The sequence below is a fragment of the Leptospira venezuelensis genome (assembly GCF_002150035.1).
Taxonomy (GTDB): Bacteria; Spirochaetota; Leptospiria; order Leptospirales; family Leptospiraceae; genus Leptospira_B; species Leptospira_B venezuelensis.
Window position 1 is genome coordinate 818276 of the sequence record NZ_NETS01000011.1, and the last position, 23937, is coordinate 842212.

Annotated in this window: 22 protein-coding genes; 15 read left to right on the plus strand and 7 right to left on the minus strand. The window is 39.0% G+C overall.

The features are described 5' to 3' along the window. The first annotated feature begins 57 nt into the window (after positions 1-57). Entirely contained in the window at positions 58-1455 is a 1398-nt protein-coding gene (locus tag B1C82_RS19945; RefSeq protein WP_086449377.1) for a glycine--tRNA ligase, read from the plus strand. Here B1C82_RS19945 and B1C82_RS19950 read toward each other — a convergent pair whose 3' ends face one another. Next, positions 1456-2271 (minus strand): hypothetical protein, encoded by an 816-nt coding sequence (locus B1C82_RS19950; protein ID WP_086449274.1) that lies wholly within the window; start codon positions 2269-2271, stop codon positions 1456-1458. 127 nt (positions 2272-2398) lie between these two features. On the opposite strand from B1C82_RS19950, the gene B1C82_RS19955 reads away from it, so the two are divergent. Further along, on the plus strand, positions 2399-2881 hold the full coding sequence (locus B1C82_RS19955) for a GNAT family N-acetyltransferase (protein WP_167373779.1): 483 nt from the start codon (positions 2399-2401) through the stop codon (positions 2879-2881). 257 nt (positions 2882-3138) lie between these two features. On the opposite strand, the gene B1C82_RS19960 is transcribed toward B1C82_RS19955, so the two are convergent. Beyond that, a complete protein-coding gene (locus tag B1C82_RS19960; protein ID WP_086449276.1) occupies positions 3139-5253 on the minus strand; it encodes a sodium-translocating pyrophosphatase in 2115 nt (704 codons plus the stop codon). A gap of 101 nt (positions 5254-5354) precedes the next feature. Between B1C82_RS19960 and B1C82_RS19965 the strand changes: the two genes are divergently transcribed. Next, entirely contained in the window at positions 5355-6536 is a 1182-nt protein-coding gene (locus B1C82_RS19965; protein WP_086449277.1) for a hypothetical protein, read from the plus strand. A 92-nt stretch (positions 6537-6628) separates the two neighbouring features. After that, the gene (locus tag B1C82_RS19970) at positions 6629-7273 is read left to right on the plus strand and encodes a hypothetical protein (protein ID WP_086449278.1); all 645 of its coding nucleotides are present in this window, start codon (positions 6629-6631) and stop codon (positions 7271-7273) included. Position 7274: 1 nt separating this feature from the next. Here B1C82_RS19970 and B1C82_RS19975 read toward each other — a convergent pair whose 3' ends face one another. Together B1C82_RS19975 and B1C82_RS19980 are read right to left on the minus strand one after the other, a co-directional pair. Continuing rightward, complete coding sequence (locus tag B1C82_RS19975; protein WP_086449279.1) at positions 7275-8396, minus strand: hypothetical protein; 1122 nt, start codon at positions 8394-8396, stop codon at positions 7275-7277. 177 nt (positions 8397-8573) lie between these two features. Then, positions 8574-8900 carry a TRL domain-containing protein gene (locus B1C82_RS19980; RefSeq protein ID WP_086449280.1) on the minus strand — a complete coding sequence of 109 codons (327 nt, stop codon included), beginning with the start codon at positions 8898-8900 and terminating at the stop codon, positions 8574-8576. 486 nt (positions 8901-9386) lie between these two features. Here B1C82_RS19980 and B1C82_RS19985 point away from each other — a divergent pair, with 486 nt between their 5' ends. From B1C82_RS19985 to B1C82_RS20000, 4 genes are all read left to right on the plus strand, one after another. After that, the gene (locus B1C82_RS19985) at positions 9387-9881 is read left to right on the plus strand and encodes a DUF3015 family protein (protein ID WP_086449281.1); all 495 of its coding nucleotides are present in this window, start codon (positions 9387-9389) and stop codon (positions 9879-9881) included. A gap of 11 nt (positions 9882-9892) precedes the next feature. Then, positions 9893-10372 carry a DUF3015 family protein gene (locus B1C82_RS19990; protein ID WP_086449282.1) on the plus strand — a complete coding sequence of 160 codons (480 nt, stop codon included), beginning with the start codon at positions 9893-9895 and terminating at the stop codon, positions 10370-10372. Between the two features lie 75 nt (positions 10373-10447). Then, entirely contained in the window at positions 10448-12484 is a 2037-nt protein-coding gene (locus tag B1C82_RS19995; protein WP_086449283.1) for an Lnb N-terminal periplasmic domain-containing protein, read from the plus strand. Then, on the plus strand, positions 12450-13325 hold the full coding sequence (locus tag B1C82_RS20000; protein WP_086449284.1) for an alpha/beta hydrolase: 876 nt from the start codon (positions 12450-12452) through the stop codon (positions 13323-13325). Before B1C82_RS19995 ends, B1C82_RS20000 begins: the two co-directional genes overlap by 35 nt. On the opposite strand, the gene B1C82_RS20005 is transcribed toward B1C82_RS20000, so the two are convergent. Continuing rightward, a complete protein-coding gene (locus B1C82_RS20005; RefSeq protein WP_086449285.1) occupies positions 13322-13861 on the minus strand; it encodes a hypothetical protein in 540 nt (179 codons plus the stop codon). The genes B1C82_RS20000 and B1C82_RS20005 overlap by 4 nt on opposite strands. Here B1C82_RS20005 and B1C82_RS20010 point away from each other — a divergent pair. The 6 genes from B1C82_RS20010 to B1C82_RS20035 all read left to right on the plus strand — a co-directional run bounded on the left by B1C82_RS20010 (position 13860) and on the right by B1C82_RS20035 (position 21378). Then, positions 13860-14303, plus strand: a complete 444-nt coding sequence (locus tag B1C82_RS20010; RefSeq protein WP_086449286.1) for a hypothetical protein — start codon at positions 13860-13862, stop codon at positions 14301-14303. The genes B1C82_RS20005 and B1C82_RS20010 overlap by 2 nt on opposite strands. A 3-nt stretch (positions 14304-14306) precedes the next feature. Continuing rightward, positions 14307-15650 (plus strand): class I SAM-dependent RNA methyltransferase, encoded by a 1344-nt coding sequence (locus B1C82_RS20015; protein ID WP_086449287.1) that lies wholly within the window; start codon positions 14307-14309, stop codon positions 15648-15650. Positions 15651-15710: 60 nt separating this feature from the next. Next, entirely contained in the window at positions 15711-16832 is a 1122-nt protein-coding gene (locus B1C82_RS20020; protein ID WP_086449288.1) for a SpoIID/LytB domain-containing protein, read from the plus strand. Between the two features lie 334 nt (positions 16833-17166). After that, entirely contained in the window at positions 17167-17874 is a 708-nt protein-coding gene (locus B1C82_RS20025) for an ABC transporter ATP-binding protein (protein ID WP_086449289.1), read from the plus strand. Further along, a complete protein-coding gene (locus tag B1C82_RS20030) occupies positions 17871-20378 on the plus strand; it encodes an ABC transporter permease (RefSeq protein WP_086449290.1) in 2508 nt (835 codons plus the stop codon). Before B1C82_RS20025 ends, B1C82_RS20030 begins: the two co-directional genes overlap by 4 nt. A gap of 49 nt (positions 20379-20427) precedes the next feature. After that, complete coding sequence (locus B1C82_RS20035) at positions 20428-21378, plus strand: hypothetical protein (RefSeq protein ID WP_086449291.1); 951 nt, start codon at positions 20428-20430, stop codon at positions 21376-21378. Here B1C82_RS20035 and B1C82_RS20040 read toward each other — a convergent pair. Together B1C82_RS20040 and pyrE are read right to left on the minus strand one after the other, a co-directional pair. Further along, positions 21365-22084 carry a hypothetical protein gene (locus B1C82_RS20040; protein WP_086449292.1) on the minus strand — a complete coding sequence of 240 codons (720 nt, stop codon included), beginning with the start codon at positions 22082-22084 and terminating at the stop codon, positions 21365-21367. The genes B1C82_RS20035 and B1C82_RS20040 overlap by 14 nt on opposite strands. Next, positions 22084-22641 (minus strand): orotate phosphoribosyltransferase, encoded by a 558-nt coding sequence (gene pyrE / locus B1C82_RS20045; RefSeq protein WP_086449293.1) that lies wholly within the window; start codon positions 22639-22641, stop codon positions 22084-22086. The genes B1C82_RS20040 and pyrE overlap by 1 nt, the downstream gene beginning before the upstream one ends. A 175-nt stretch (positions 22642-22816) precedes the next feature. Between pyrE and B1C82_RS20050 the strand changes: the two genes are divergently transcribed. Then, positions 22817-23905 (plus strand): acyl-CoA desaturase, encoded by a 1089-nt coding sequence (locus B1C82_RS20050; RefSeq protein WP_086449294.1) that lies wholly within the window; start codon positions 22817-22819, stop codon positions 23903-23905. Positions 23906-23937 lie beyond the last annotated feature (32 nt).

Sequence of the window (23937 nt, forward strand, 5' to 3'; positions counted from 1 at the left end):
GGAATTCCTACGAATTTAATACTTTATCACGAATCCTATTCGGGAATCCTTGGACCTATGGAGAAAAAAGAAACCCTAGATTCCTCTCTCAAGGATATTGTATCCGTTTGCAAAAGAAGAGGATTTGTTTATCCCGGTTCCGAAATTTACGGAGGACTTTCCAATACTTTCGATTATGGCCCTTACGGAGCCGAACTTCTTCATAACTTAAAAAGACTCTGGTGGAAACATTTTGTCCACTTGAGAGAAGATGTTGTCGGATTAGATTCTTCTATCCTTCTTAACCCAAAAGTATGGGAAGCATCCGGACATGTTTCTAATTTTAATGATCCACTTATAGATTGTAAAAATTGTAAGACTCGCATCAGAGCCGACAAATTTTTGGAAGACCAAAAAGGAGAAGGAGCGGCCACAGGATTGACCCTGGAGAAAATGAACGAGGTCATTAAGGCAGGAAACTTTGCCTGTCCGAATTGCGGCAATAAAGGAACATTCACAGAAGCAAGAGACTTCAACCTAATGTTCAAAACTTCTCATGGAGCTTCTGCAGAAGATTCCCAGGATATTTATCTCCGTCCTGAAACTGCCCAAGGTATTTTTATCAATTTTAAGAACGTTATCTCTACGACCAGAAACAAGATCCCATTTGGTATAGCTCAGATCGGTAAATCCTTCCGTAACGAGATTATGGCAAGACAGTTCGTTTTCCGCACCAGAGAATTCGAACAGATGGAGATGGAATTCTTCTGCGAACCAGGAACCCAGAAAGAATGGTTCACTCATTGGGTAGATTATTGCCTTAAGTTCCTAACAGATCATGTAGGTTTAAGAAAAGAAAACCTGAAAATCAGAGAACATGAGAAAGAAGAACTTTCCTTTTATAGCGAAGCTACTTCGGATATCGAATATAAATATGGATTCGGATGGGGAGAACTTTGGGGTATTGCTTCCAGAACAGATTACGATCTTTCTCAACATGAAAAATTCTCCGGAGAAGATCTGAAATACCAAGACCAGGCTGCAAATAAAAAGTACGTTCCGTATGTAGTTGAACCTGCACTTGGCTTAAACAGATTATTCTTAGCTGTCGTTTCAGACGCTTACGCGGAAGAAAAACTTCCAGATGGAGAAACAAGAACAGTTCTTCGTTTTGCTCCTCAAGTAGCTCCTGTTAAGATCGGGATTTTTCCTCTTATGAAAAAAGACGGACTTCCTGAACTTGCAAAATCGATTTATGCAAATCTATCTTCTTTAGGGAATTTAGAATATGATGAAGGTGGCGCTATCGGAAAAAGATACCGCAGGCAAGACGAGATAGGAACTCCTTATTGTATTACTGTAGATTATGATTCTTTAACAGACAAATCGGTTACCGTAAGAGAGAGAGATAGTATGTCCCAAGAAAGGATCGCGATCGATTCGTTGAAGTCTTACTTTGCGAATAAAATACTTTAATCAGGGATTGTAGTTACGAATATCGTCTCTACATTCTTGTCCAAAGATTAAAGGACTTGCTGGGCTGAAAGTTTCGACCTTGGTGTCGTCTAAGGCCCAGAACATTCCACAAGATTGATTAGTACAATGATTTCCATGTTCTTTATCTTGGTGAGAAGAATATAATGGGATCCCTGCATTCACAAGTCCAAGTGCATGCCCAAGTTCATGTGTCACAGTTATTTGCTCAGCCTTCTTCGCTTTATCCGGTGAGATAGAATCAAATTGATCTATCATATCTTTGAATACAAAGATCACTGGAGGTCCAATTCCTAGAATTCCAGAAACTGTAACTGCAATCACTCCAGGTGCATCTGCCATCTGCCCTCTTATATACATGATAAAGAAGCTAGTAGATTGAAAATCGGAAGATCTTTTTCTATATTTAGGCACGAGACCCAAAAGTTGGTTCACACTCCAACTAGATCTGTTATGGTTTGGGACCTCGTTCATCTCAGAAAGATCACTTGGCACGGTAACTGTGACAGAATAACCTCTGTCTGCAAAAACATCTTGTAAATTGCTATCAGTCACGCTCCAAATATTAGAGCCACCAATCGCATAATTCCCTGTAAAAGGTTCCGCATCTGCTTCATAAGCGACCTCCAGATCCACCGACCTTACTGTAGAAAAATAAACGGAAGAACGATCTGGATCAGTTAAGATAAGATAATCCAAAGCGATATACCCCAAAACCGCAGGCGGCAGTTCCGATTTACCGTTTTCACAATTTATAAATGAGAAGAAGGATAGAATTATAAGTGCTCGAAAGATCATTTTACCTTCGTATTAATAACAACCGGAATCGTTTCTTTTTTTATTTATTCCTAAAAAGAAGAGAAACTTCTCCTTTCACGATAAAAAATACTCCACAAACGCCAGTCATTTGCAAAGTTTTATTTTAATGTCCCAGAAACTTTTGGAGATAAGACCCGTCCTCCCCCAAAATAGGGAGGCTGCCATTGAATTGGTAAATCAATTTTTTAGAATGGTCAATAAACTTCCCTTAGATGGAATTTTCAAGATCCGTCCGAGAGCTGCTGCTAAAATGGTGGACATCTACTTAAAACTCAGAGCCACAGACAAAGTATTATTTATAGGCGGCTTCATAGAAGAAGAACTTGTTTCACTTCTAATCGCAAGAGTGGAAGAAAAACCATATCTAATCGAAGAGAAAAATTTATTTATAGATTTGGCAGTCACTAAGCAAGGAAAAAGAAAATCCGGCTATATGAAACCTCTCGTTGACGAAACCTTCCGTTACGCAAAAGAAAAAGGAATCTTAGCAGTTGAATTAAGGGCAATTTCCGAGAATGAGGGAGCAGTACAGTTCTGGAAGAAGATGGGATTCGATCCGTTCTACGTGAGATTCAGAAAATCTGTGTAGGAACTCCTACACAAAACAAAGACCGCCCCCACCCTGCGTTGGGATTGGGGGGAGTGGCTCGTGGGAGCACGTTCTCCCTATCACAAAATCACAACTTTGTCAAATAAATCATTCGCTTAAAATTCATGTAGGAACTCCTACAACTGAAACTTCTAAACTTTATTCACTCAGTTATTCTTATCTAGCTCCATATAAACCTAAAACGAAAAAGGGACCCTTTCGGATCCCTTTTTGCATATTAGAATTTTAGAAAATTCTTATTGGAACAAGCGAAGAAGTAATCCGCCGTGTTGCACGAAGAATTCAGCAAATACTAAGCTTGTAATCGCCATTAATTTGATCAAAATATTGATAGAAGGACCAGAAGTATCTTTTAAAGGATCTCCTACGGTATCTCCCACAACTGCAGCCTTGTGTTGGTCTGAACCTTTTCCGCCAGCAGCTTTTTCGATATATTTTTTAGCGTTGTCCCAGCCACCACCGGAGTTCGCGGAAGAAATTGCAAGAACCACACCCGCTACCAATGCTCCAGCTAAAACACCGGACAAAGATTTAATTCCGAATAAGTAACCTACTACGATCGGAGTTAAAAGAACTAAAAGTCCAGGAAGGATCATTTCTCTTAAAGCCGCAGTGGTGGAAATATCCACACATCTTTTGTAATCAGGCTTAGCTTTTCCTTCCATGATTCCAGGGATTTCACGGAATTGTTTTCTAACTTCTTCTACCATGTCTACTGCAGCTTTACCTACAGATTTCATAGTCATTGCAGTGAAAACGAATGGAAGCATTGCTCCAAAAAGTAATCCGCCGAAAACTTCCGCATCTAAGATATCCAGACCAGTAGTTTTAGTTCTGGTGATGAATGCAGCAAACAATGCCAAGGAAGTAAGCGCAGCAGAACCGATCGCAAATCCTTTTCCGATAGCAGCAGTAGTATTACCAGCTGCATCTAAAGTATCTGTACGATTACGAACTTCTTTTCCAAGTTCCGCCATCTCAGCGATACCACCCGCGTTATCCGAAACCGGACCGTAAGCGTCGATCGTCAGACCGATTGCGATAGTGGAAATCATTCCGAGAGCAGCAATTGCAATCCCGTACATTCCCGCTAAAATATTCGCAGTAACGATTGTGATAACGAGAAGGATCACAGGAACCACAGAACTTTGGTAACCTAATGCAAGTCCATAAATGATGTTTGTAGCAGCTCCAGTTTTAGAAGCGTCCACAACTTCTCTTACAGGCTTGTAAGAATGAGAAGTATAATACTCAGTGATGAGACCAATGAACATTCCGGAGAACAGACCTACAATCAATGAAATGTATACATTCCATTTACCAATGGTTTTACCAGCGATCTCGAAAGAATCCACCATGTATTTATCAGTTACAAAATACATAATCGCACCAACGATCAGAGTAGAAACCCAAAGTTGGATTTTTAGGACCTTCTCCACATTTCCTCCTTCTTTCACAGAAGCGATGAAGGAAGTTAAAAGAGAAGCAGGGATCCCGAAAGCAGAGATCAAAAGTGGATATAAAAGAGCGTCAGTATTTCCAGAAAGAGCAGTCGCCGTTGCACCGATCACAAGAGCAGCACAAGTAGCTTCAGCACAGGAACCGAAAAGGTCAGCACCCATACCGGCAACGTCCCCTACGTTATCTCCCACGTTATCTGCGATAGTTGCAGGGTTTCTAGGATCATCCTCTGGGATTCCCTTCTCTACTTTTCCTACAAGGTCCGCACCAACGTCAGCAGCCTTAGTGTAAATTCCACCACCGACTCTTCCGAAAAGAGCCACAGCAGAACCACCCAGACCGAAACCAGCCAGAGCTTCCATAAGGAAAAGAGTTCCTACGTTTTGGAATAAATGAGTATAAAGTTGGAAAAGCCCGATCATACCGGAAACTGCAAGACCAACCAGACCAAATCCCATTACCGCGCCAGAATCAAAAGCGACTCTGAAAGCCTTGGTCATGGAAGTTTTAGCTGCTTGAGCCGTACGAACGTTTCCGATGGTCGCGATCTTCATTCCGATAAAACCGGAAAGACAGGAGATAAGCGCTCCTGACACGAAAGCGATCGCAGTAAACAACCCGTCGTTAAAATCCGGAGTTTCCGGATTGTCCAAAAGGAAGAAGATCAGAACTGCCATAAAGGCGATAAAAAGAGAAATGGTCTTGTATTCTCTTATGAGAAACGCCATAGCTCCTTCGGAGATTGCGGAAGAAATTTCGATTAATTTCTTGGATTCTTGGTCTTTTCCGCCCTCAGTTCCGATTTGGATCCTGGTGACCTTCAATGCGTAAACTACGGCGGTCAAAATAGCCAGGACGGCAAAAGCCAGAATAATGGTTACCGAATTCATTCAGGGAAACCTCTTGTTTTTTTTTAAAATTTCCGATGGATTAAAAAGATGGGAACTGTGTTTGCCAAAGCTAAGGAGAAGACCGTAGAGGGCTGCCACTGATGAGACGTACACTTTCCATTTGGTTCTTTTTAGTTATTTGCACTATAAAATCGGTCCTGGCCTTGAGTTCAACCTTTTCTTGGGAAGAGCTGATCCAACAGGCGGCAGAAGAGGCTTTGCGAGGAAGATACCAACAAGCACTAGAAAAATTACAGATTGCTGACGAAACTGGAGAGCCCAGAGACTTCCGTTATTATTGGATTTTAGGAAAATCCCAAAAAGGAAAGGGAGAAGAATTAGAAGCCCTCAAATCTTACGAAACAAGCCTTCGATTAAATCCTAACCAAACCAAATTATTGGAAGAAATGACGGATCTATACGATTCACTTAGATTCCCAGATAAAGCTCTGAACACTGCTCGGGTACTATTATCCAGAGATCCAGAAAATAGAAATCTCAGATACAAGGCATTACTTTGGTCTTCTCGTATCGGAGATATCGAATATTATAAAGCGACCTTAAAAGAATTAGAATCTTCCAATCCGTATTTAGCAGAAGAACAAGCTCTATTAGATGAGATCTCAGGATTTCAAAAAGTTGGAAAAATAGAAGACTCCATCGCAAGATGTAAAAGATTTCTCCCCTACTTCCCCAGAAATAAAAACCTACATAGACTTTGTATCTTATCTTATAAATCCAAAGATTCCAATTTATATGAAGAAGGATTACTTCAAAGAGCAAATATCTTCAGAGATGAGCCAATCTTCCATCACATCTTAAGTATGGAATATTTAGATCAAAGAAGATTCATAGAATCAGCGGCATTAGCAAGAAGGGCACTCCTACTTTCTCTCAGAAAAAGTCTTTTTCCGGATAAGGACTATCTTCTTCCTTTAAGAAGATATTATATACAAATCGGATCGGACTCCGGAATATTAGGAACTGAACTTTTAGAAGAGATTATCCGCACCAAAAAAAATCCAAGCGTAGAGGAATGGAACGTACTACTCAAACATTCTTCGTATAGTTGGGAAGTATTAGTATTTGCGCTTAGATCAGTCGCAGAAACGGAACAAGAAGAATCAGCTCTTATCATTTCCAAAGAGTGGAAAGATATGTATAAAAATCTAAAAGCCTCAGAATTAGAGAAGGATCTATCTAGATATTCTGGGCCGTATAGTATAGACAAAACTTTTCAATTCTATTTGGAAACAGGTTATTCTCTCGCCGAAATGGAGTAAACCTCGCGTATAAAGTCCTTGCCTCCCAAGATTGAATTATTTCAATAATCTTCGTGAAGATCCCTGAAAGACACACAACTTACATACAAACTATGCGCTATATTCCTTTTTTATTTTTGCTCTTATCGAATTGTATCATTAGTTACACAGATTTTCCTACAAAGGGCAAAACTTCTACTCCGGAGAAACCTGCTATCTATTTCAGCGTGAGGGACCCTAAGGAATGGGATCCAGAGGAAAGAAGAAAAGAATTACTAGGTAGAGGCTGGAGAGAAGTAAATCCCGGAAAACCTCCCATAGACAGGAAGAACAAGATCCAATTTTTGATCAGCAGATTTCCGGGAATAAGCAGAAGCGAGCCGGACGTAAGAAAAGCATTGAGCGATAAAGGTTGGGTAGAGATTGAAAATTATCCACCTAAAAAAGGATATTATATAGATATGAAGTCCTTACAAAAGGATCCGTCTCTCCCCTCAATGATCTTCTTATATTTGTCTTACGCTACATTCACTATTATTCCAGCCTATATCGGTCAGGATGGGGCCAATATTACATTTACTGTATTTAAGGACGATTCAGTCTGGAGAACATTCGAATATCAGATCAGTAGAAAGACATTCGTTTGGATACTGACTCTGCCCGTTCTTTGGTTAAATTATATGTATCCCACAGAAGCAGAAGCCTATCAAGCAGTAATCGATCAATTCGAATCAGATCTGCATTCTTCTAAATTATAGTTCAAGGTGCAGGAGCATTCGGGTCTAAAAGATACTCTATCATAGCAAGTATTCTTTCGGAAGGCATAGGTCTCGTAAAATAATGATCATTCCGGAAGGAAGGATATACTAAACTTCCAGGATGAACAGAATCAGATAATAAAATAATCCCGTCGTTCGGACCGAAATTCATTAAGAAATTATAATACGGACGAGCTCTTTCTGTGACATGACGGAAAAGTGGAACTCCTACCAAATTGATCATTTTGATCCCTGGAGGTAGTTTCCAATCCCTATCCAGAGGGGCATCCTCCCCTTTTCGGATCGATAAGAATCCATCCCAGTCGTAACCCTTGAAGAAAAAATAACTTCTGACTTCCAGTTTTGTCCAAAAATCGTTCAATATTCCTTCGATCATTCTGGAACCCTGTAAGATCCCACCTATACTATACCAGCCTTTGACTTTTTTAAAATAAGGCTCATTCCCACATCTTTCGATCGCCATTCTGAAATCAGAGGAGCCCTTGCTAGGGGATGCGACTATCACCGTTTCTTCCGGATTAGAAACTTCTAAGTATTCACAGATGATCTTTGCATTTTCACGTACATCTGAAACCTGGCCTATAGGGATCAGATCGGAACGTATCCCGACAGAAGCAACCATCTTGCGAATCGATGCGCCGTCTGCTCCTACGCTTGGATTATCTGCATAAAACATTCCCGGCACCATCGCAAGTACGATCTTTTTAGAAGAGAAGTCAGGACGTTTCTTCGAAAATTCCTTCTCCTTCTTATCCAAATATTCCAGAAACTTTTTATTCTTTGGATCATTGATAACCCGATGGTAAAAAATCGCGGCACCCTTATCTATATCCTCAGTCTCTTCTGAAACTTTCAAAAGATTTGTCTCGGTCAATTTGTCCAATGAGTCGAGCTCAGGATAAGCTTTGGAGGCCCAATCCAAGTAAGCCTTTTCGTCCTCACAAAGATTTTTAACACGGTAAGCTGGAGTATCGCAGGAAACTTTTTTCATTTCAGGATCTGCATCTGAAATTTTCAGATCTCCGTCTGCTCTTCCGCTGCAAAAGTTAGAAAAAACAAAAATAGAAAATAATAAGAATATTTTAAAAGGAAAGCGAAGCATATTTTGTGACTTCATCTAAGAAGGAAATACGATGGGGAGAAATTTTAGGAAATAGAAAAAAGGCCGCATAAAATTAAAATTTACGCGACCCTTAAAAACCATTTCCGTTGGACGATCGGATCGATCGCCCGAAAACAATTCGATAGATTTGTTCGTTACAAACGAACTAAGAGATGATTAATCTCCGTAAGCTATCGTACATTCAGAAACGTAAATGGATCCAAGAACGTTGGATCTATTGGAATCGATAGATTTAACTATTTTGATCCCGCCTTTTTTAGCAGCAGCTTTAATACCTGCGTCACCGGTAGCGATTAGGCCTAAAACAGAAGATGCACAAGCTTCTCCGGATTTTTCACCGATTCCGTCTTTTTGAGAATTGTCTCTGTTGAAGATGGTCGCATTTTCGGTTACGTTAGTGTATAAAGATCCGTAAACGACAGCACAATTGCTGGCTACAGAAGCCAATACTAATGCCACAGCGACTAGCATAATTTTTCTCATTGATTTATCTCCGTTATACTATATTACTTTTTTGTTTATTTTCGCTTAGTTTTGCGTGATGTATTGATCCGAAAGTTTTTCGGCAAAGGGTATAAAACCATAGAAGAGAACGTCATACCTTCTTAATAAAATTTCCAAAGGTAAAAACTCAAGAGAGGATCATCTTTTTGAGAAGATTCGAGTCAAGATTTAAAAAAAGAAAAATAGCAAAAAAACTACAGAGGTAATATTCCAAATAGGAGATAAATATCATACAAAAAAGTTTTATCCGAACTCTCTGCAAATACGGACAGAAGTTTGGAAAAAATTTTCAGATTATCTGCGATTTTGTGAGTAAACAAACCTCTAAGCAAAAAATTCTTTCCAAAGAGAGAACTTTTCCGTTATCGCGAAGGTGAATCTTTCGTTTTCTTTAATTCTAGTTGACATATCCTATTTCCGGGAATTTTATATTTTCCGATTAAAAAAGGAAGGAGAGGTTCATTTATGAAAAAAGAACTTCTATCGCTAGGATTAGTCGGTTTACTCTGCTTGTCCTCAGGAATTTCAGTCTCCGCCGCAGACTACGGTGTAGCAGGTTGCGGATTCGGATCTCTAATTTTTAAAGAAAACAAAGGTGGCCAACAAGTTTTAGCTGCCACTACAAACGGCACTTCAGGTAGCCAAACTTTCGGTATCACTACTGGAACTTTAGGATGTGCTACTGATGGATTAGTCCAAAAAGAAAAAGTACAGGAAGTATTTGTTTCTCTTAACTTCAATTCTTTGGAAGCTGAAATGGCTCAAGGAAAAGGAGAAAAATTAGAAGCACTTTCAGGACTTCTCGGCTGCTCCACAAATGGAATCGCACAATTCGGAGAATACACTAAGTCAAATTTTGACGTATTGTATACGCAAGAAACAACTCCTTCTTCTTTACTACTCGCAGTAAAAGACGGAATTAGAAAAGACGCAGTGCTCTCTAAGAGCTGCAAAATTTAAGGAGATAACTCATGAAAAGAATATTAGCAGTATCTCTATTTCTCGCTTTAGTAGCTTCTCCACTTTACGTAGCTTCCGCTAAACATGGCGCTGCAGGTTGTGGATTAGGTTCTCTCGTAATCACCGAGAACAAAAAAGTTCACCAAGTGATTGCGGCTACCGTTAACGGAACTCTTGGAAACCAAACTTTCGGGATTTCGACAGGAACTTTGGGTTGTGAGACTAGCGGATTTTCTCAAAAGCAAGTCGAACAACAGATCTTTGTTCATATGAATTACCAATCACTTGAGCAAGAATTTGCAAAAGGTTCAGGCGAAAAAATGGAAGCTTTCGCTTCTTTGATGGGTTGTTCCGATGCGGGAACTTTCGGAAAAATCGGGAAAGAAAAATTCTCAGCACTTTTCGACCAAAACACTCCTGATTCCTTTTTGGAAAAAATGAGATTCGAAGTAGCAAACAACTCCGCTCTAGTCGGAAGTTGCAAAATCTAATCAACCCTTTTCAGTAAGGTTTAATTCCCTTCTCCGAAAGGAGAAGGGAATATTTCGTTCCATCTAAAACTTTAAGTGCCATACAAGTCCCATTCTCTTTTCATAATATTCTTCTTATTTTCTATCTTCTCCACGTTTAGTTCCGCATATGCGACGAGCACAGAAAAGATCCAGGAATATCAAAAATTAGCCGAATCCAAAAAGTTATGGGAAGATAGATATTGGATCCTTCTATTACATTATACTAAAACTACATTTGGGAACTGGGTGAGCGAGGCGGATTCACCTTCCTTCTTTCTATCAGGAGAAGGGCAAAAAAATCCCGGGCAAGAGCTTCTCTCCTCTATCCAAACATTTATGACTCCTGCTACAGCTCCGCCGGGGGAAGAAAACTGGATGCACCCAGTATGTAAATTCCCAGAAAGAAAAAGATGGATCCAAGAAAAACTTTCTATTCCGGATTCAGACTTTGCAAACGTAGATTGTAGTAGATTCGAAAAATGGTTTGCGACCTTAAATCCAAAGGGCGCAAAGATCATATTTGCTTCTTATTATATGAATGCTCCAGCTTCTATCTTTGGTCATACTCTTTTAAAAATAGATTCAGGAGATCCGAATCGAAAAGAAATTTTAGAATACTCCGTCAATTACGCTGCAAACGCAGATCCGGCATCTACGAATGCGATCGTGTATTCAATTTTAGGCTTATTCGGCGGGTATCCCGGTACCTTCTCTTTATTTCCTTACTATGTTAAGATTGCAGAATATAACGATATGGAAAGTAGAGATCTTTGGGAATACGAACTGGATTTAAAAGAGGAAGAAGTCAGACGAATGACAAGACATCTCTGGGAACTGGGCGCCGCTTCCTTTGATTATTATTTTTTAGACGAGAATTGTTCCTATCATCTGTTTTCTCTAATAGAAGTTGCAAGACCAAGTCTTCATTTAAGAGACAAGGCGCCCTTCGTAATCCCTGGAGACACCGTCAAAAAATATATTGAACAAGAAGGTCTCGTAAAAGATATCAAGTATAGACCTTCTTTACATAGCAAAATTATACAAAAATTAAGAAAGATGAACGATGATGAAAGGGACCTTTACGAAAGTATAATGAAGAATGGAAATACTTCTCTTTTAACCAACAAAGAACCTGACCCTAAGATCAGAACTTCTCTTCTTTCTGATACTATTCTGGATTCTTTTCGTTATAAAAAAGCAGAAGGAGATTCTCCTAAAGAATGGGATCAAACCTATAAACAATTACTATTATTTAGGAGTAAACTTCCAAATGACTATGAAGACTCCGGATATTCTCCGATTACCCAAAGTCCCCACGTAGGTCACGGAAGTTCTGCATTGTATAACGAAGTCGGAACTTCTAACTTAGGAAATTTTGTAGGATTCGGTTATAGAGCTGCAGTTCATGATCTTTTAAATACCGACCAGGGCTATATTCCAAATTCCTCTGTGGATTATTTTTCTCTCAAGGCTAGATATTATCAGGATACTAAAAAATTACATCTGGAAGAATTCCATATAATTCGAATGCTTTCACTAACTCCATATAATTCATTGGGTCGTTCCGTTTCTTATTTTGTAGATTCTGGAGCTGATTCCTCTGTGTATGAAAAGAAAGGAAACAAAGAAGATAAAAGAAATTTGGAATGGCAGGCATTACTCCGCCCGGAAGACCTGTCTTATACACTGTATAGATTGGATGACGTTTCTAAATCCGAAAAATATGAAAGAGTCACAAATGCAAATTTAGAAACTACATTCGGTTATAGTTTTCAGGATCAGTTTTCAGAAGGACCAAAACGTTTCTTATTCTCTACTCAGGCTGGGGCAAAAATTAGATATAACGGTAAATATGATACGAACGCAGTTGTAGCTCCACAAATTGCTGCTTATTGGATCGCAAATTTTGATTCTTTTAAAGCGGTATTATCTTTACATTATTATACTTTTTCCATTTACGGAGTCCCTGATGATTACAAGGCACAATTAGGCTTACGTTATGCGATCCATGCAAACCATGAATTGAGAATAGAGGCGAAAGCCCAAAGGAATTATAATGAAGCTAGCTTCTCCTATGTATATCAATTTTAAATATATCTTATATACCATTCTTCTTTTCCTATCTTTGGGCAACTGCTCTTCCATGTTATTTTATCCTACGAGAGAAATGTACATCGCTCCTGAAAAAATGGGATTCCAGCCTGAGAAAATTTCTCTTCAAATGAAAGATGGAATAAATATCAAAGTTTGGATCTTCAAACCTTCTAAAGGTAAAGCTAAAGCCAGTATCCTTCAGTTCCATGGAAATGGGGATAATATGTCCAGTCACTATATCAGCCTTGCTTGGCTGGTAGAAAAAGGTTATGAATTGGTGATATGGGACTATAGAGGCTATGGCGATTCGGAAGGAGAAGCTGAGAAGGAACCTATATTAGAAGATTCTAAAGAAGTCCTGAAATTCCAACAGAATAGGGCAAAAGAACTTGGGATCCCTTGGATTGTTTACGGACAAAGTATGGGAGGAGCACTTGCGATAAGAGCGGTAGGAGAAATGCAGAACAAAGAAGGATTACTCCTAGTTGTTGGAGATGGAACTTTCGCGTATTATTCTCATGTGGCCAAGACTGTGGCAGAGAGAGTGTTTTTCTTTCCGATCGGACAGTTAGTCGGCTTCTTCTTCTCAAACCATTTAAGCCCTGGCGAGGTTGTAGATCAAATCTCTCCGGTCAGATTATTAATAGTTCACGGAACGGAAGATCAGATCGTTTCTTATCCTAACGGAATGGAACTTTTCCAAAAAGCAAAAGATCCTAAAATTTTCTGGGAAATTAAAGGTGGAAAACATTTGGATTGGATGGAAATGGGAAGATCTAAAGGTGCCAAAAATTTTCTTAAATTTCTGGATGAGCTGATTTCACATGGAGCTAGTTAATTTTCGGAAGAAGTCCAATACATTCTTTTACCCTCTAATAAAGATCTAAGTGCATCTTCCTGTTTGGACTCTTGGATGAATAATTCAGGTAAGGAGAAGTTCCCGGTATTAAAAAGTTCTATGGATAAGAATTGGATCTTACCCTCACTTGCAAAAATTACCTTTTCGAAGTCTCTACATTTTAGTGCATAAAATCCGGGACTAAGCTCCAGGATTTTATATTCTCCAGATTCCAATCCAAAGTTTTGGAATAAAGTACGATTCCCGTCTTTGAAAGATCCTGGATATTTGTACAATTCTATACGGAAAGAGAATAAGGACTGAGCCTCTCTTTGCGGTCTAAGCACATACAAGAGTGCCTTGCCTTCTTTTACTTTTTTAAGCTGGTCAAATCTAAGGACGCTTGCACAAGATCCGAACCCTAAAACTAGACAAATATAAAATAAGAAGGTTCTAAAGTAGATAGAGCCCTGAAAAAATCTGGTAGCTCCTTGGGCTCTCCAGTTAAAATTGACCTTAATTCGAGGATTTTTCATGAAAATTGAGTTCACACCCGAGCAGTACGAAACCTTACTAAAATCCACTGCGATCTCCAGTTGGATGATCAATGCATTTAATGAAGGTGACGAGGAATTAAATTCCTACGCAGAACTCGAGCAATACATACTTTCCTTTGCAAAAGATTTTGGGAAGCAGGAATTCGTAGATTATGATGCAGCGGATAATGTCTACTTCCCTACACGTAAATTCGAAGACCAAACGGATATATTTGATATCATCTCTGATTACGATAATGAATTATTTTGGGACGAACTAATCCACAGAATGGCCAGAAGAGATTTTCTACAAGAGTTTGGAGAAAATGGAGTGGCTTCTATGGCGATAGAAGAAAGGATCGAAAAGGAAGCTCCTTATATCAGTAAATACGAAGAGATATTTACAAACCAAGGCCTGGAGAATATAGACATTCGTCCTTAATCCATGTTTGATCAGGAACCTTTCGGAGTTTTAGAAATTGAAAACCTTCTACCCAATTTAAGAGGAGAAGGTACATTAGGAAAAAGAAAAATAGAAATCCCTTATTCTCTTCCGGGAGATGTTTATGAAGTATACAAATTCGGAAAAAGAAAAGTCTTCTATAAATGGAATCCTACTCACCTAGAAACAAGAGTATCTTCTCCTAAATGCCCAAATTTTGGAGAATGTGGTGGATGTTCAGGCCAACACCTGCCCTACACTGACCAATTCATATTAAAATCCGAACCGATCTTAAAAGGATTAGAAAATTTTAATCCTATAAACAAAAACATATCTCCTGCTGAATCTTCTTACACTTACCGAAACCGAATGGACTTTGCAGTATTTCCTGGGCGGACCGTTGGCCTAAGGATGTCTGGAAATTTTAGAAGGATCGTGAAAATAGAAAACTGTTCTATCCAAACGGATTGGGCAAATTGCGAAATGCCTTTATTCCAAAAACTTTTGGAATGTTTTCCCGAATTGGAATACGATAGAAAAAAGGAAACAGGCTTTCTTAAATATTTCACTCTTCGTAAATCCGTTTTTAACGATGACTCCATGAGTATTCTTACATTCACAGAGGACTTCAAGAATGAAGGTCTAATGGAGCAAGTGGCAGAAAAAGCAAAAGAGATCTTAAGCGCTAAAAACATAGTATTCTGTTTTAATCGTAAAAAGGGAGAAATTTCTGCTTCGGGAGAAGCTATTGCAATCAGAGGAAATGTTTATCTGATAGAAGAAATCTGGGGGAAAAAATTCAAAATTCCTTTTGATGGATTCTTCCAACCAAATCCAAAAGAGTTCATTAAAATTTTAGAATTTATCAAATCGAAGATAAAATCAGCTGAAAATCTTGCAGACCTTTTCTGTGGGAGCGGATTTTTCTCTATTTTATTCGGGGAAAAATTTTCTAGAATATTAGGAATTGATATCATATCTTCTTCCGTATCCGCAGGTGAGGAGTTCCTACAGGAAATTTTCCCGGGCAAAAAGATAGAATTTCTGTCGTTTGATCTCTTCCACAAAAAGGGCTTGGAGAAAATGTCTTCTGCAAATCTTCCTTGGAGGGATTCAGTCGTAATTGCAGATCCACCCAGAAGTGGTCTTTCCCCCGAACTATGCGCCTTCTTAAACGCAAACCCTGTTTCCCAACTGATCTATATTTCCTGTAATCCTGAAAATCTGCTTAGAGACGCTCGTATTTTAGAAGAATCCTACCAAATGGAGGAGTTCCTACTATGCGATCCGTTTCCTCAGACTCCTCATTTGGAAGCAGTATCCATCTTCTCCCCTAAAAATCGCTGAAGGGAATCCGATTTTCATTCGATAATAAGTACCAAAGGTATACGAAACCGACAGGTGCCCATGAAACGACTTTCTACTATCATTCTATCATTCTTAATTTTGGCGGCTTGGGGCTGTAATACCGTCATCATCCGTCCTTGGAATTCACCGAACGCGCTCAAAACTTCTGAAAAGATCAGAGTTTTTTTAGGAAAGGCTGAATCTGATCTGATGATCAAAGCAGACGGAGTTATTTTTGTATATGATGTGAACGATCTTTTGATCAAACGCGCTTATGATACCGTTTCTTTAGATGCGAAGAAATTAAAAGCGCCTATCCGTTTCGTAGCAGACAATCCTGGTTTGGAATACAAAGGAAGAAAGTTCAGAGGAGAAATTTTACTCCAACCTGATAAGAGTGGCAACGTTCTACTTATCAACAAAGTTCCATTAGAAGAATATTTGTATTCTGTTGTTCCTTCAGAAGTTCCTGCAGGTTGGCCTACTGAGGCTTTAAAAGCGCAAGCAATCTGCTCCAGAACTTATGCAATCAGAGAAATCTTAAATAAAAAAGACACTGCTTATGATGTGGAATCCACTGTGAATTCACAAGCTTATTCAGGTATGGCAAAAGAAAATCCGAGGACTACTCAAGCTGTTCGTGATACAGAAGGTGTTCTTGCAGTTTATGAAGATGATCCTATCCATATGTTCTTCCATTCCAATAGCGGCGGAAGAACTGAAACTCCAGACCAAGTTTGGGGAGGAAAAAGACTTCCTTATCTAGAATCTGTTGCCTCCAGATTCGATGAAGCAGGTGATAATTTCGTTTGGAAAGAAGTTTTAAACCAGGATAAAATGGACCAGACACTCTCTTCCTTGGGTGTAGGTTCTATCCAATCCGTCCAAGTTCTTTCCAGAACTCCCTCCGGTAGAGTGGATCTTATAGAAGTGATTGGTAAACAAGGCACTTCTAAAATTAAAGGAAAAGAATTCCGCAGTTTACTTGGAACCTCAGTGAAATCTCTTCGTTTCGGTATCAAAAGAGAAAGTGAAGGATTCCTGATCAAAGGTATGGGATCGGGTCACGGTGTAGGCTTAAGTCAATGGGGCAGTTTCGGTATGGCAAAACAAAATTTTACCTACGCAGAGATCATTCGCCATTATTACCAAGGAATTGAATTCGCTAGGATTACTAGGTAAGAGACACGGAGTTTCGCACAGAGGGCACTGAGAACACAGAGCTGCAAAGATTCCCACGCAGAGACGCTGAGCCGCAGAGAGAAAGTCAGGAAGGTTTTTGTAGCGGTGTTGGAATTCCTACAATTCCCTTTATCTCCGTGCCTCTGCGTGAAAAAACTTTGTGTTCTTTACGAACTCAGTGCGAAGTTTCCGTTTGTCTTCAAACTTATTTTAAATCTATAAAACCATTATATAATCTAACAACCTATCTCTCCAGCTCCGCGTCTTCGCGCCTCTGTGTGAAAACCACCCTTCTTTTCCTTGCATGATCTCCTAGAGAAAACAAAATAGGATCATGTCGAATCCGACAAACAAGATCCTAATCAAAAATCTAACCAAGTCCTATATAAACGGAAAACAAAATGTTCCAGTCCTGAAAGGGATCAATTTAGATGTAGCAGATACTTTTCTAACTTTGATGGGCCCATCCGGTTCGGGTAAATCCACATTTTTAAATATCCTATCCGGAATCGACCAAGCAGATTCTGGAGAAGTTTGGATCGGCGGTAAAAACCTAAGCAATTTTACGGAACAAGAGCTTACAGAATATCGCAGGAACGAAACTGGGATCATCTTCCAATTCTTTCATCTTCTTCCTTATTTAAGTGCTTTGGAAAATGTAGCCTTACCTCTTTATATCTCAGGTTTAGGAAAATCTAAGGCAAGGGAAATCGCAAAAGAAGCTTTGGAGAAGGTTGATCTTACTCATAGATTCAAACATAAACCCGATGAACTTTCCGGTGGTGAACAACAGAGAGTCGCAATTGCAAGAGCACTCGCAAAACGACCAAGTATCGTTTTGGCAGACGAACCTACTGGAAATTTAGATACATATCACGCTCATAAAATTTTGGATCTTCTATTGGAGTTACAAGAGAAGGAAAAGTTTTCCCTATTCATAGTCACTCATGATAGAGAGATCGGAGAAAAAGGAAAAATCCGACTCAAGATGCAAGACGGACTCATTTTACCGGAACAAAATCCTGCTCTTGGTCTTGTATGAATTTATACTTCTTATTCTTATACGAATATTTTAAGTCTCATCTTCCCAGATTCATATTTGCACTTTTAGGAATTTCCTTGGGTGTAGGCTTGTTCCTATCCACTACTAGCAACGCAAACAAAGCAGAAAAATCTCTAGTCGATTTCTCTATGGGATACTTAAAGGGAGATTTTAATCTAAAAATTTCTCCGGCCCGACCGGGACAAAGCCTAGATTGGAAAATCCTGTCAGAAATAAATTCTCATCCGGACCTAAGGAATATTTCCGCAGTTAGACCTAGGATACAACAAGAGGGAATTTCCTCGGACAATCTAAGAGTTCTATATATGGGAATGGATTTGACCAAAGAACATTTGGGAATTCCTTTAAAAGAAGGCACAGGCTCTGAATCCTCTGGTCCATTAGAAAAAACGTATGTATCTAAATCCTTGGCTGAAAAATTCAAAGGGGCACCATTTACTCTTCTTCTGAATGGAAAAAACTGGGAGTTTAAGGATTATACGCCGGTGGATATGGAAGGCGGTTTTCTGATCATTGAAGACATTTCATTAATCCAAGAAAAACTCTTAGATATAAAAGGAGCAGATTATCTTCTTTTAAAATCTTCTAATCCGAATCTTTCGCAAATAAAAGAAAATTTGCAAAAGGTTCTAGGATCGAATGTCAAAATAGAAACTTCAGAAGAAATCCAAGAAAAATCTGCAAATGCTCTTCGTTCTTTTCAGTTAAATCTTCTGATCATTTCTTTTATCTCTCTATTGATCGCATTCTTCATGGTTTCTAATACCATGACTGGTTTGTATTTGAGTAGAGAAAGAGAACTCGGGATCTTAAGAACATTAGGACTGGATGTAAGATCTTCTATTTTTCTTTTTCTAAGTCAGTCCGTTTTGTTAGGAAGTATAGGAACCGTTTTAGGGATTATATTCGGTATATTCTTCTCTGGTTTAGATTTTTTCCGTCCTGAATCAGGTCTTGTTGATAAAAACTTATTATCAACTTATAGTTCTATTTCTCTCTCCGACTTGGGCCTGGCTGCAGGGCTTGGTATCCTGGGTTCTGTAATTTCTTCTGTCTATCCTGCGATCCGAGCTGGAAAAGTCCCTCCCCTTTCTATACTCAGAGATTCTCAAAAAGAAAAAGGGAAGATCCCAAATTCCAGACTAGCGATTTATGGAGGGATCATATTTTTCGCTTCTTTAGGGATTTCTAATCTACCTTCTCCTTGGAAACTTCCACTTCCCGGTTTATTGGGTGTAGGAGGTGTGACAATTGGGATCACATTCGCTTTTCCTTATTTACTGTCTTTATTTAGTTCTCGAGTTTCCAAAATCCTGGATAGAAGTGATAAAAGTTTTCCGTTTTTCGGAATAGGCCTAGAAGAATTAAAAGAAAATCCAGGAAGGAATACTTTGACTGCCGCGACTGTAATGCTTGCAGTCTCCTTGGTTTTATGTCTGACCATTCTGACCGACAGTTACAAAAAATCCCTAAATGATTGGGTGGATTCAGAATATCCTTCGGATTTTACGATCATCAACGATCGATTCTTTCATTCGGGGATACACGGTGGAGTTCCTAAGGATCTTCCGGAAAAGATCAGAGAGCTTGGGGTCAGCTCTTATCTGGATGGATTTTTAGTGAATACTTCTTTCGAGACTGACAAAGGAAACTTTATCATTCATGCTTATGATTTTTCAGTCTACAGAAACAAACAGGAAAGAATAGAAAATGAAGTAAAAGAAGAAACGGATGTTTTAATTTCTTCTAATATGGCACATTTGAAAAAACTGAAGGTTGGAGATGTTTTAGTAGCTCAAACTCCTTTTGGTAAGAAAAATTTTCATATCAAAGGAATTAAAGAACATTTCTTTTCGGAAAAAGGAACCGTGATGATGGATATTCGTTCCTACGAAAAAAATTTCGAATTCAAGACGATTAACTCTATTAAACTTTTCTTAAAAAAGGAATATTCTGACCCGTCCGGGATAGAATATTCTAAAAAGAAAATTTTAGATTTTCTGAAATCGGATCAAGAATATAAAGATCTGATCTTACTTGATTCTGCACAACTAAGAGAAATCTATCTTTACGAGATCAATAAAGTATTTAGAGTTTTGGATTCTCTTAAGGCGACAGCAATTCTGATCTCAGTGATTTCTCTACTTTCTTCTCTTGTTCATACACTTTACGATAAACGTAAGATACTCGGGCTTCTCAAATATTTGGGAGCTTCCCAGGACCAACTTGGCATTATCCTCAAAACAGAATCGGTTTATCTGACAGGATTTGGAGCATTCTTCGGGATTATCTCTTCTCTAATAATGTCTCCGATCATTCTTTATGTGGTGAATAAGAACGCGTTCGGCTGGACACTAACCTTTTCATTTTTGCCCGAAACCCCGATCCTAATTCTATTTTTTGCGCCTGTCTTAGGTTGGATTTCCGCGGTATATCCTCTGCATTTATTGAGAAAAATGAGCTTCCAGCTTAGTCCGGAATGAGGAAAACTATCTTGATTCCTAACTAGCCCGGAAGTAAGTTATTCCTTCGATGGCTACTCAGCTTGAAATCGCACTGGAACTTGCGGAAGAGATCAAAAAGATCAACCAGCAAGAAGACAATCGTATCCCTACTTCTGATTCTTTTTTGAAAGATATGATTGCATTCTTCTCCAGGGATGTTCATGAGATCAGAGAAACCCTGGAAATGCTCCGGGAAGCAAAATATCTTTTCATCATCAAGATCGTTCTTCCGGAACAGTCTAAAAATTCTAGGGACCAAGACCAGGGAGTAGACGCTTATATTTACGCAGACCTAAAGATCGTGAACGAGTTAAAAGGTTTTGCGGAAAAAAAACTAGAGAAGGCCTACGAAGCCACTTATTACAAAAGAAAATCTCCCTTTCAGATTACTAGAGAATTATTTCCTAAGATAAAAGAGCATAATAATACTCCTTTGGGAAGATTTATCAACATCGCAGTGATGCTGGAAGAATACCAGAGGGTTCTTACTGCTGCCCCGAATGATTACGATGATAATAGACGTAGAAATTATTTATCAGAGTTATTGGAAAGAAACGGAACTCCAGTTACTGTCGCGAGAGATATTCCGGATTATGAGATCACTTCTTTGGGCGGAGGAGGAAGTTCTCCCTTAGGTTTTAAAAGAGCAGCCGATGCTGTTGCGTCTAACGAAGTCTCTTTTAATCCAAAAAGCCCTTGGTCCAGGCTTACTTCTAAATTTTCTGCTGAGTTTTTAATCCGTATTCATTTGAGAAAATATGAATTCGATACAGTGCGTAAACTTATCTTAGGTGGAAAGTTAGTAAACTTTGATGATCTGAAATATGTTAGAGATAGTATCCAAACCATGGAAAACCATATACATCTGGATCCTATCTTACAAAATTTTACGGAAGAAATGACTGAACTTAGAAGACTTGCTCAGAAAAAGATGAATATCCTGAAAGGTATCACCAATTCAGGATCTATCCAAAATTAATCCATTCGAAATATCGAGCTAATAAAACGATCAAAAGTACTACTAATATAAAGATATAACGTCTTCTCGCAGAATATCCTGTGTCCATTCTATCCTTAGGAAAATAGATCAGGAACAAAAGTGCATTCGCTACAAATACAATAAAGAGTGCATCTTGTTTTTCTTTCCAGTATCCGCTCCCGAAAGCGATTGCCGCTCCTAATGAAGGCAGAAATGCTAACAGAGTTTTCCAACTGAGAACTTTTATATCTTCTTCAAAAATTTTCGCCTTTTTGCCGGACTTCTTCTCCAGTTCACTTAAGAACTGATCCATATTTTCCAAATTTAATATTGGGATATAAGTTCCTTGTTTGGATATGAGAAGAATCCTTTCGTAACCTCTGAATCTATCCTTTTCGATACTTTCCAGATCACGGAATTTGAACTCCATACATTGGCCTTTCGCATTCCATTGTTTTAAAGAAGAAGAGTCCAATTCTACTTTTGCACCTTCTAATACTTTTAACTGTCTTCTATAATTTTTTAAAAGAAGAAGTATAAGTACTCCGCTCAATAACAGATACATGGATAGAAATGCAGATCTTTTGTCCAATTCCACCTGAACAAAACTAACGCCTATAAATATTACGAAAACTGAAAGCACGAGTCCGGTGCGGATCAGTAGTTTTTTCTTAAAAACAGGAGAATCGTATTGAAATACGGACATTAGTCTAAACTTCCGAATTCAGATTTTTTAAATAAAGGGAAAACCTTGATCCCTTCTTCTTCGATTGCTTTTCTGCCACCTTCTTCTCTGTCCAAAATACAGATACAGGCAGTGACTTCTAATCCTGCATCTCTCAAACTTTTGATCGCTTGCAAGGTAGAACCTCCAGTAGTGATCACGTCATCCACTACCACGCAGGATTTCACCGCGTTTACCCCACCCTCTACCAAATTTTTGGTGCCATGCTCCTTGGCTTGTTTTCTCACGATGAGCGGAAATACGTTCTTGGATTGTTTGCGGTATTCTAAGGATATTCCGAAACAGATAGGATCTGCTCCCATTGTAAGACCGCCAAACGCCTCTTCTCCAGCCAGACCGGATTCTGGGAGGTGTTTTTCCACAATATACTTACAAAGTAATTCTAATCTTTGCGGATGGAGAGTGATTTCCTTACAATTAAAATAATGCCTGGATTTTCTACCACTGGCCAGTGTGAACGGTTCCTCTCGGAAACGATAGGCGTGGGTTTGAATGAGTTGAAACAATTCTTCCCTCAAAGCGGATCTCCCTCGGACATTGCCCGGAATCCCATGATAGTAGGAACTCCTCAGGAAAAAACAGATTTTTGAGCTGGATCGGAGCCTCAGGGAAAAATTCTAAATTTCTGAATTTTTTCGCAACCTGGGCCCTTGATTCTGCTCTTATCAGAAAAACCAAGACGGGAAAGCCGACATGGAACAAACGAAAAAGAAATTAGCGTTGAAGACCACAATCTTCTTAATAGCGACTCCGATCATCGGGGTCATTGGGACGGGTGCCTTATTATTTACTAGAGGTATTCCATTAAACACATGGCTTGTGTATCTATTTATGACCGCAGCTACAGGGCTTGCGATCACCGGGGGATACCACCGTTTGTTTTCGCATAGAGCTTATAAAGCCTCATTGCCGGTAAAACTTTTTTATCTTCTTTTCGGAGCTGCTGCATTCCAACAATCAGTGATTGAATGGAGTTCTGACCATAGAATTCACCACAGATTTGTAGATAAGGAAGAAGATCCTTATGCAATTACAAAAGGATTCTGGTATGCTCATATTCTTTGGTTATTCGAGAATAGAGACCATAGAACTCCTGTTAATGTGAACGATCTTTACGAAGACAAATGGGTAAAATTCCAAGACGATCATTATTATCCGATCGCTATCTTCATGGGATTTTTATTCCCTACTCTTCTTTGCGCTCTTTGGGGAGATGCATTAGGTGGACTATTATTAGCAGGTTCTTTAAGAATTGCAGTGAACCACCACATGACATTCTTCATCAATTCATTAGCACATTATAAGGGAGACCAACCTTTCTCTGATAAACATACTGCTAAGGACAATTGGATCATCGCTTTATTCACTTTTGGCGAAGGATATCATAACTTTCACCATGAGTTCCAAGCTGATTACAGAAACGGTATTCGTTGGTTCGATTACGATCCAACCAAATGGTTGATCAATACTTTCGCATTCTTCGGTTTAGCAACTGATAGAAAGACTATCCCAGAAGAGCAGATCCTGCGTAAAAAAATGGTAATGGAAGAAAAGGCTCTACGTAACAAACTAGAAGCTAAATCCCAAACATTAAGCCAAGGATTCGAAGAAAGATTAGAAGTTCTGCGCAATTCCGTTCAGGAAAGCCAAGCAAGAATGATTAATCTGAAATCTGCGAAAGAAGAAGCTGGCAGAAAGGCCGTTAAAGAAGCAGAATCGGAATACAAAGTGGCATTGAACACTTGGAAAAGATTCGTTTCTGGAGACCTTGCACCGGTCTGATATTATTCCCAGTACCTGATCCATTGCCCTCC

Coding starts and splice junctions, on each gene's coding strand:
- B1C82_RS19950 (WP_086449274.1), bottom strand. CDS start 2,271: ATGATCTTTCGAGCACTTATAATTCTATCCTTCTTCTCATTTATAAAT.
- B1C82_RS20030 (WP_086449290.1), top strand. CDS start 17,871: ATGAATTTATACTTCTTATTCTTATACGAATATTTTAAGTCTCATCTT.
- B1C82_RS19955 (WP_167373779.1), top strand. CDS start 2,399: ATGTCCCAGAAACTTTTGGAGATAAGACCCGTCCTCCCCCAAAATAGG.
- B1C82_RS20050 (WP_086449294.1), top strand. CDS start 22,817: ATGGAACAAACGAAAAAGAAATTAGCGTTGAAGACCACAATCTTCTTA.
- B1C82_RS19965 (WP_086449277.1), top strand. CDS start 5,355: ATGAGACGTACACTTTCCATTTGGTTCTTTTTAGTTATTTGCACTATA.
- B1C82_RS20020 (WP_086449288.1), top strand. CDS start 15,711: ATGAAACGACTTTCTACTATCATTCTATCATTCTTAATTTTGGCGGCT.
- B1C82_RS20000 (WP_086449284.1), top strand. CDS start 12,450: ATGAAGCTAGCTTCTCCTATGTATATCAATTTTAAATATATCTTATAT.
- B1C82_RS20025 (WP_086449289.1), top strand. CDS start 17,167: ATGTCGAATCCGACAAACAAGATCCTAATCAAAAATCTAACCAAGTCC.
- B1C82_RS20035 (WP_086449291.1), top strand. CDS start 20,428: ATGGCTACTCAGCTTGAAATCGCACTGGAACTTGCGGAAGAGATCAAA.
- B1C82_RS19985 (WP_086449281.1), top strand. CDS start 9,387: ATGAAAAAAGAACTTCTATCGCTAGGATTAGTCGGTTTACTCTGCTTG.
- B1C82_RS19975 (WP_086449279.1), bottom strand. CDS start 8,396: ATGCTTCGCTTTCCTTTTAAAATATTCTTATTATTTTCTATTTTTGTT.
- B1C82_RS19945 (WP_086449377.1), top strand. CDS start 58: ATGGAGAAAAAAGAAACCCTAGATTCCTCTCTCAAGGATATTGTATCC.
- B1C82_RS19990 (WP_086449282.1), top strand. CDS start 9,893: ATGAAAAGAATATTAGCAGTATCTCTATTTCTCGCTTTAGTAGCTTCT.
- B1C82_RS20040 (WP_086449292.1), bottom strand. CDS start 22,084: ATGTCCGTATTTCAATACGATTCTCCTGTTTTTAAGAAAAAACTACTG.
- B1C82_RS19980 (WP_086449280.1), bottom strand. CDS start 8,900: ATGAGAAAAATTATGCTAGTCGCTGTGGCATTAGTATTGGCTTCTGTA.
- B1C82_RS20010 (WP_086449286.1), top strand. CDS start 13,860: ATGAAAATTGAGTTCACACCCGAGCAGTACGAAACCTTACTAAAATCC.
- B1C82_RS19960 (WP_086449276.1), bottom strand. CDS start 5,253: ATGAATTCGGTAACCATTATTCTGGCTTTTGCCGTCCTGGCTATTTTG.
- B1C82_RS20005 (WP_086449285.1), bottom strand. CDS start 13,861: ATGAAAAATCCTCGAATTAAGGTCAATTTTAACTGGAGAGCCCAAGGA.
- B1C82_RS19970 (WP_086449278.1), top strand. CDS start 6,629: ATGCGCTATATTCCTTTTTTATTTTTGCTCTTATCGAATTGTATCATT.
- B1C82_RS20015 (WP_086449287.1), top strand. CDS start 14,307: ATGTTTGATCAGGAACCTTTCGGAGTTTTAGAAATTGAAAACCTTCTA.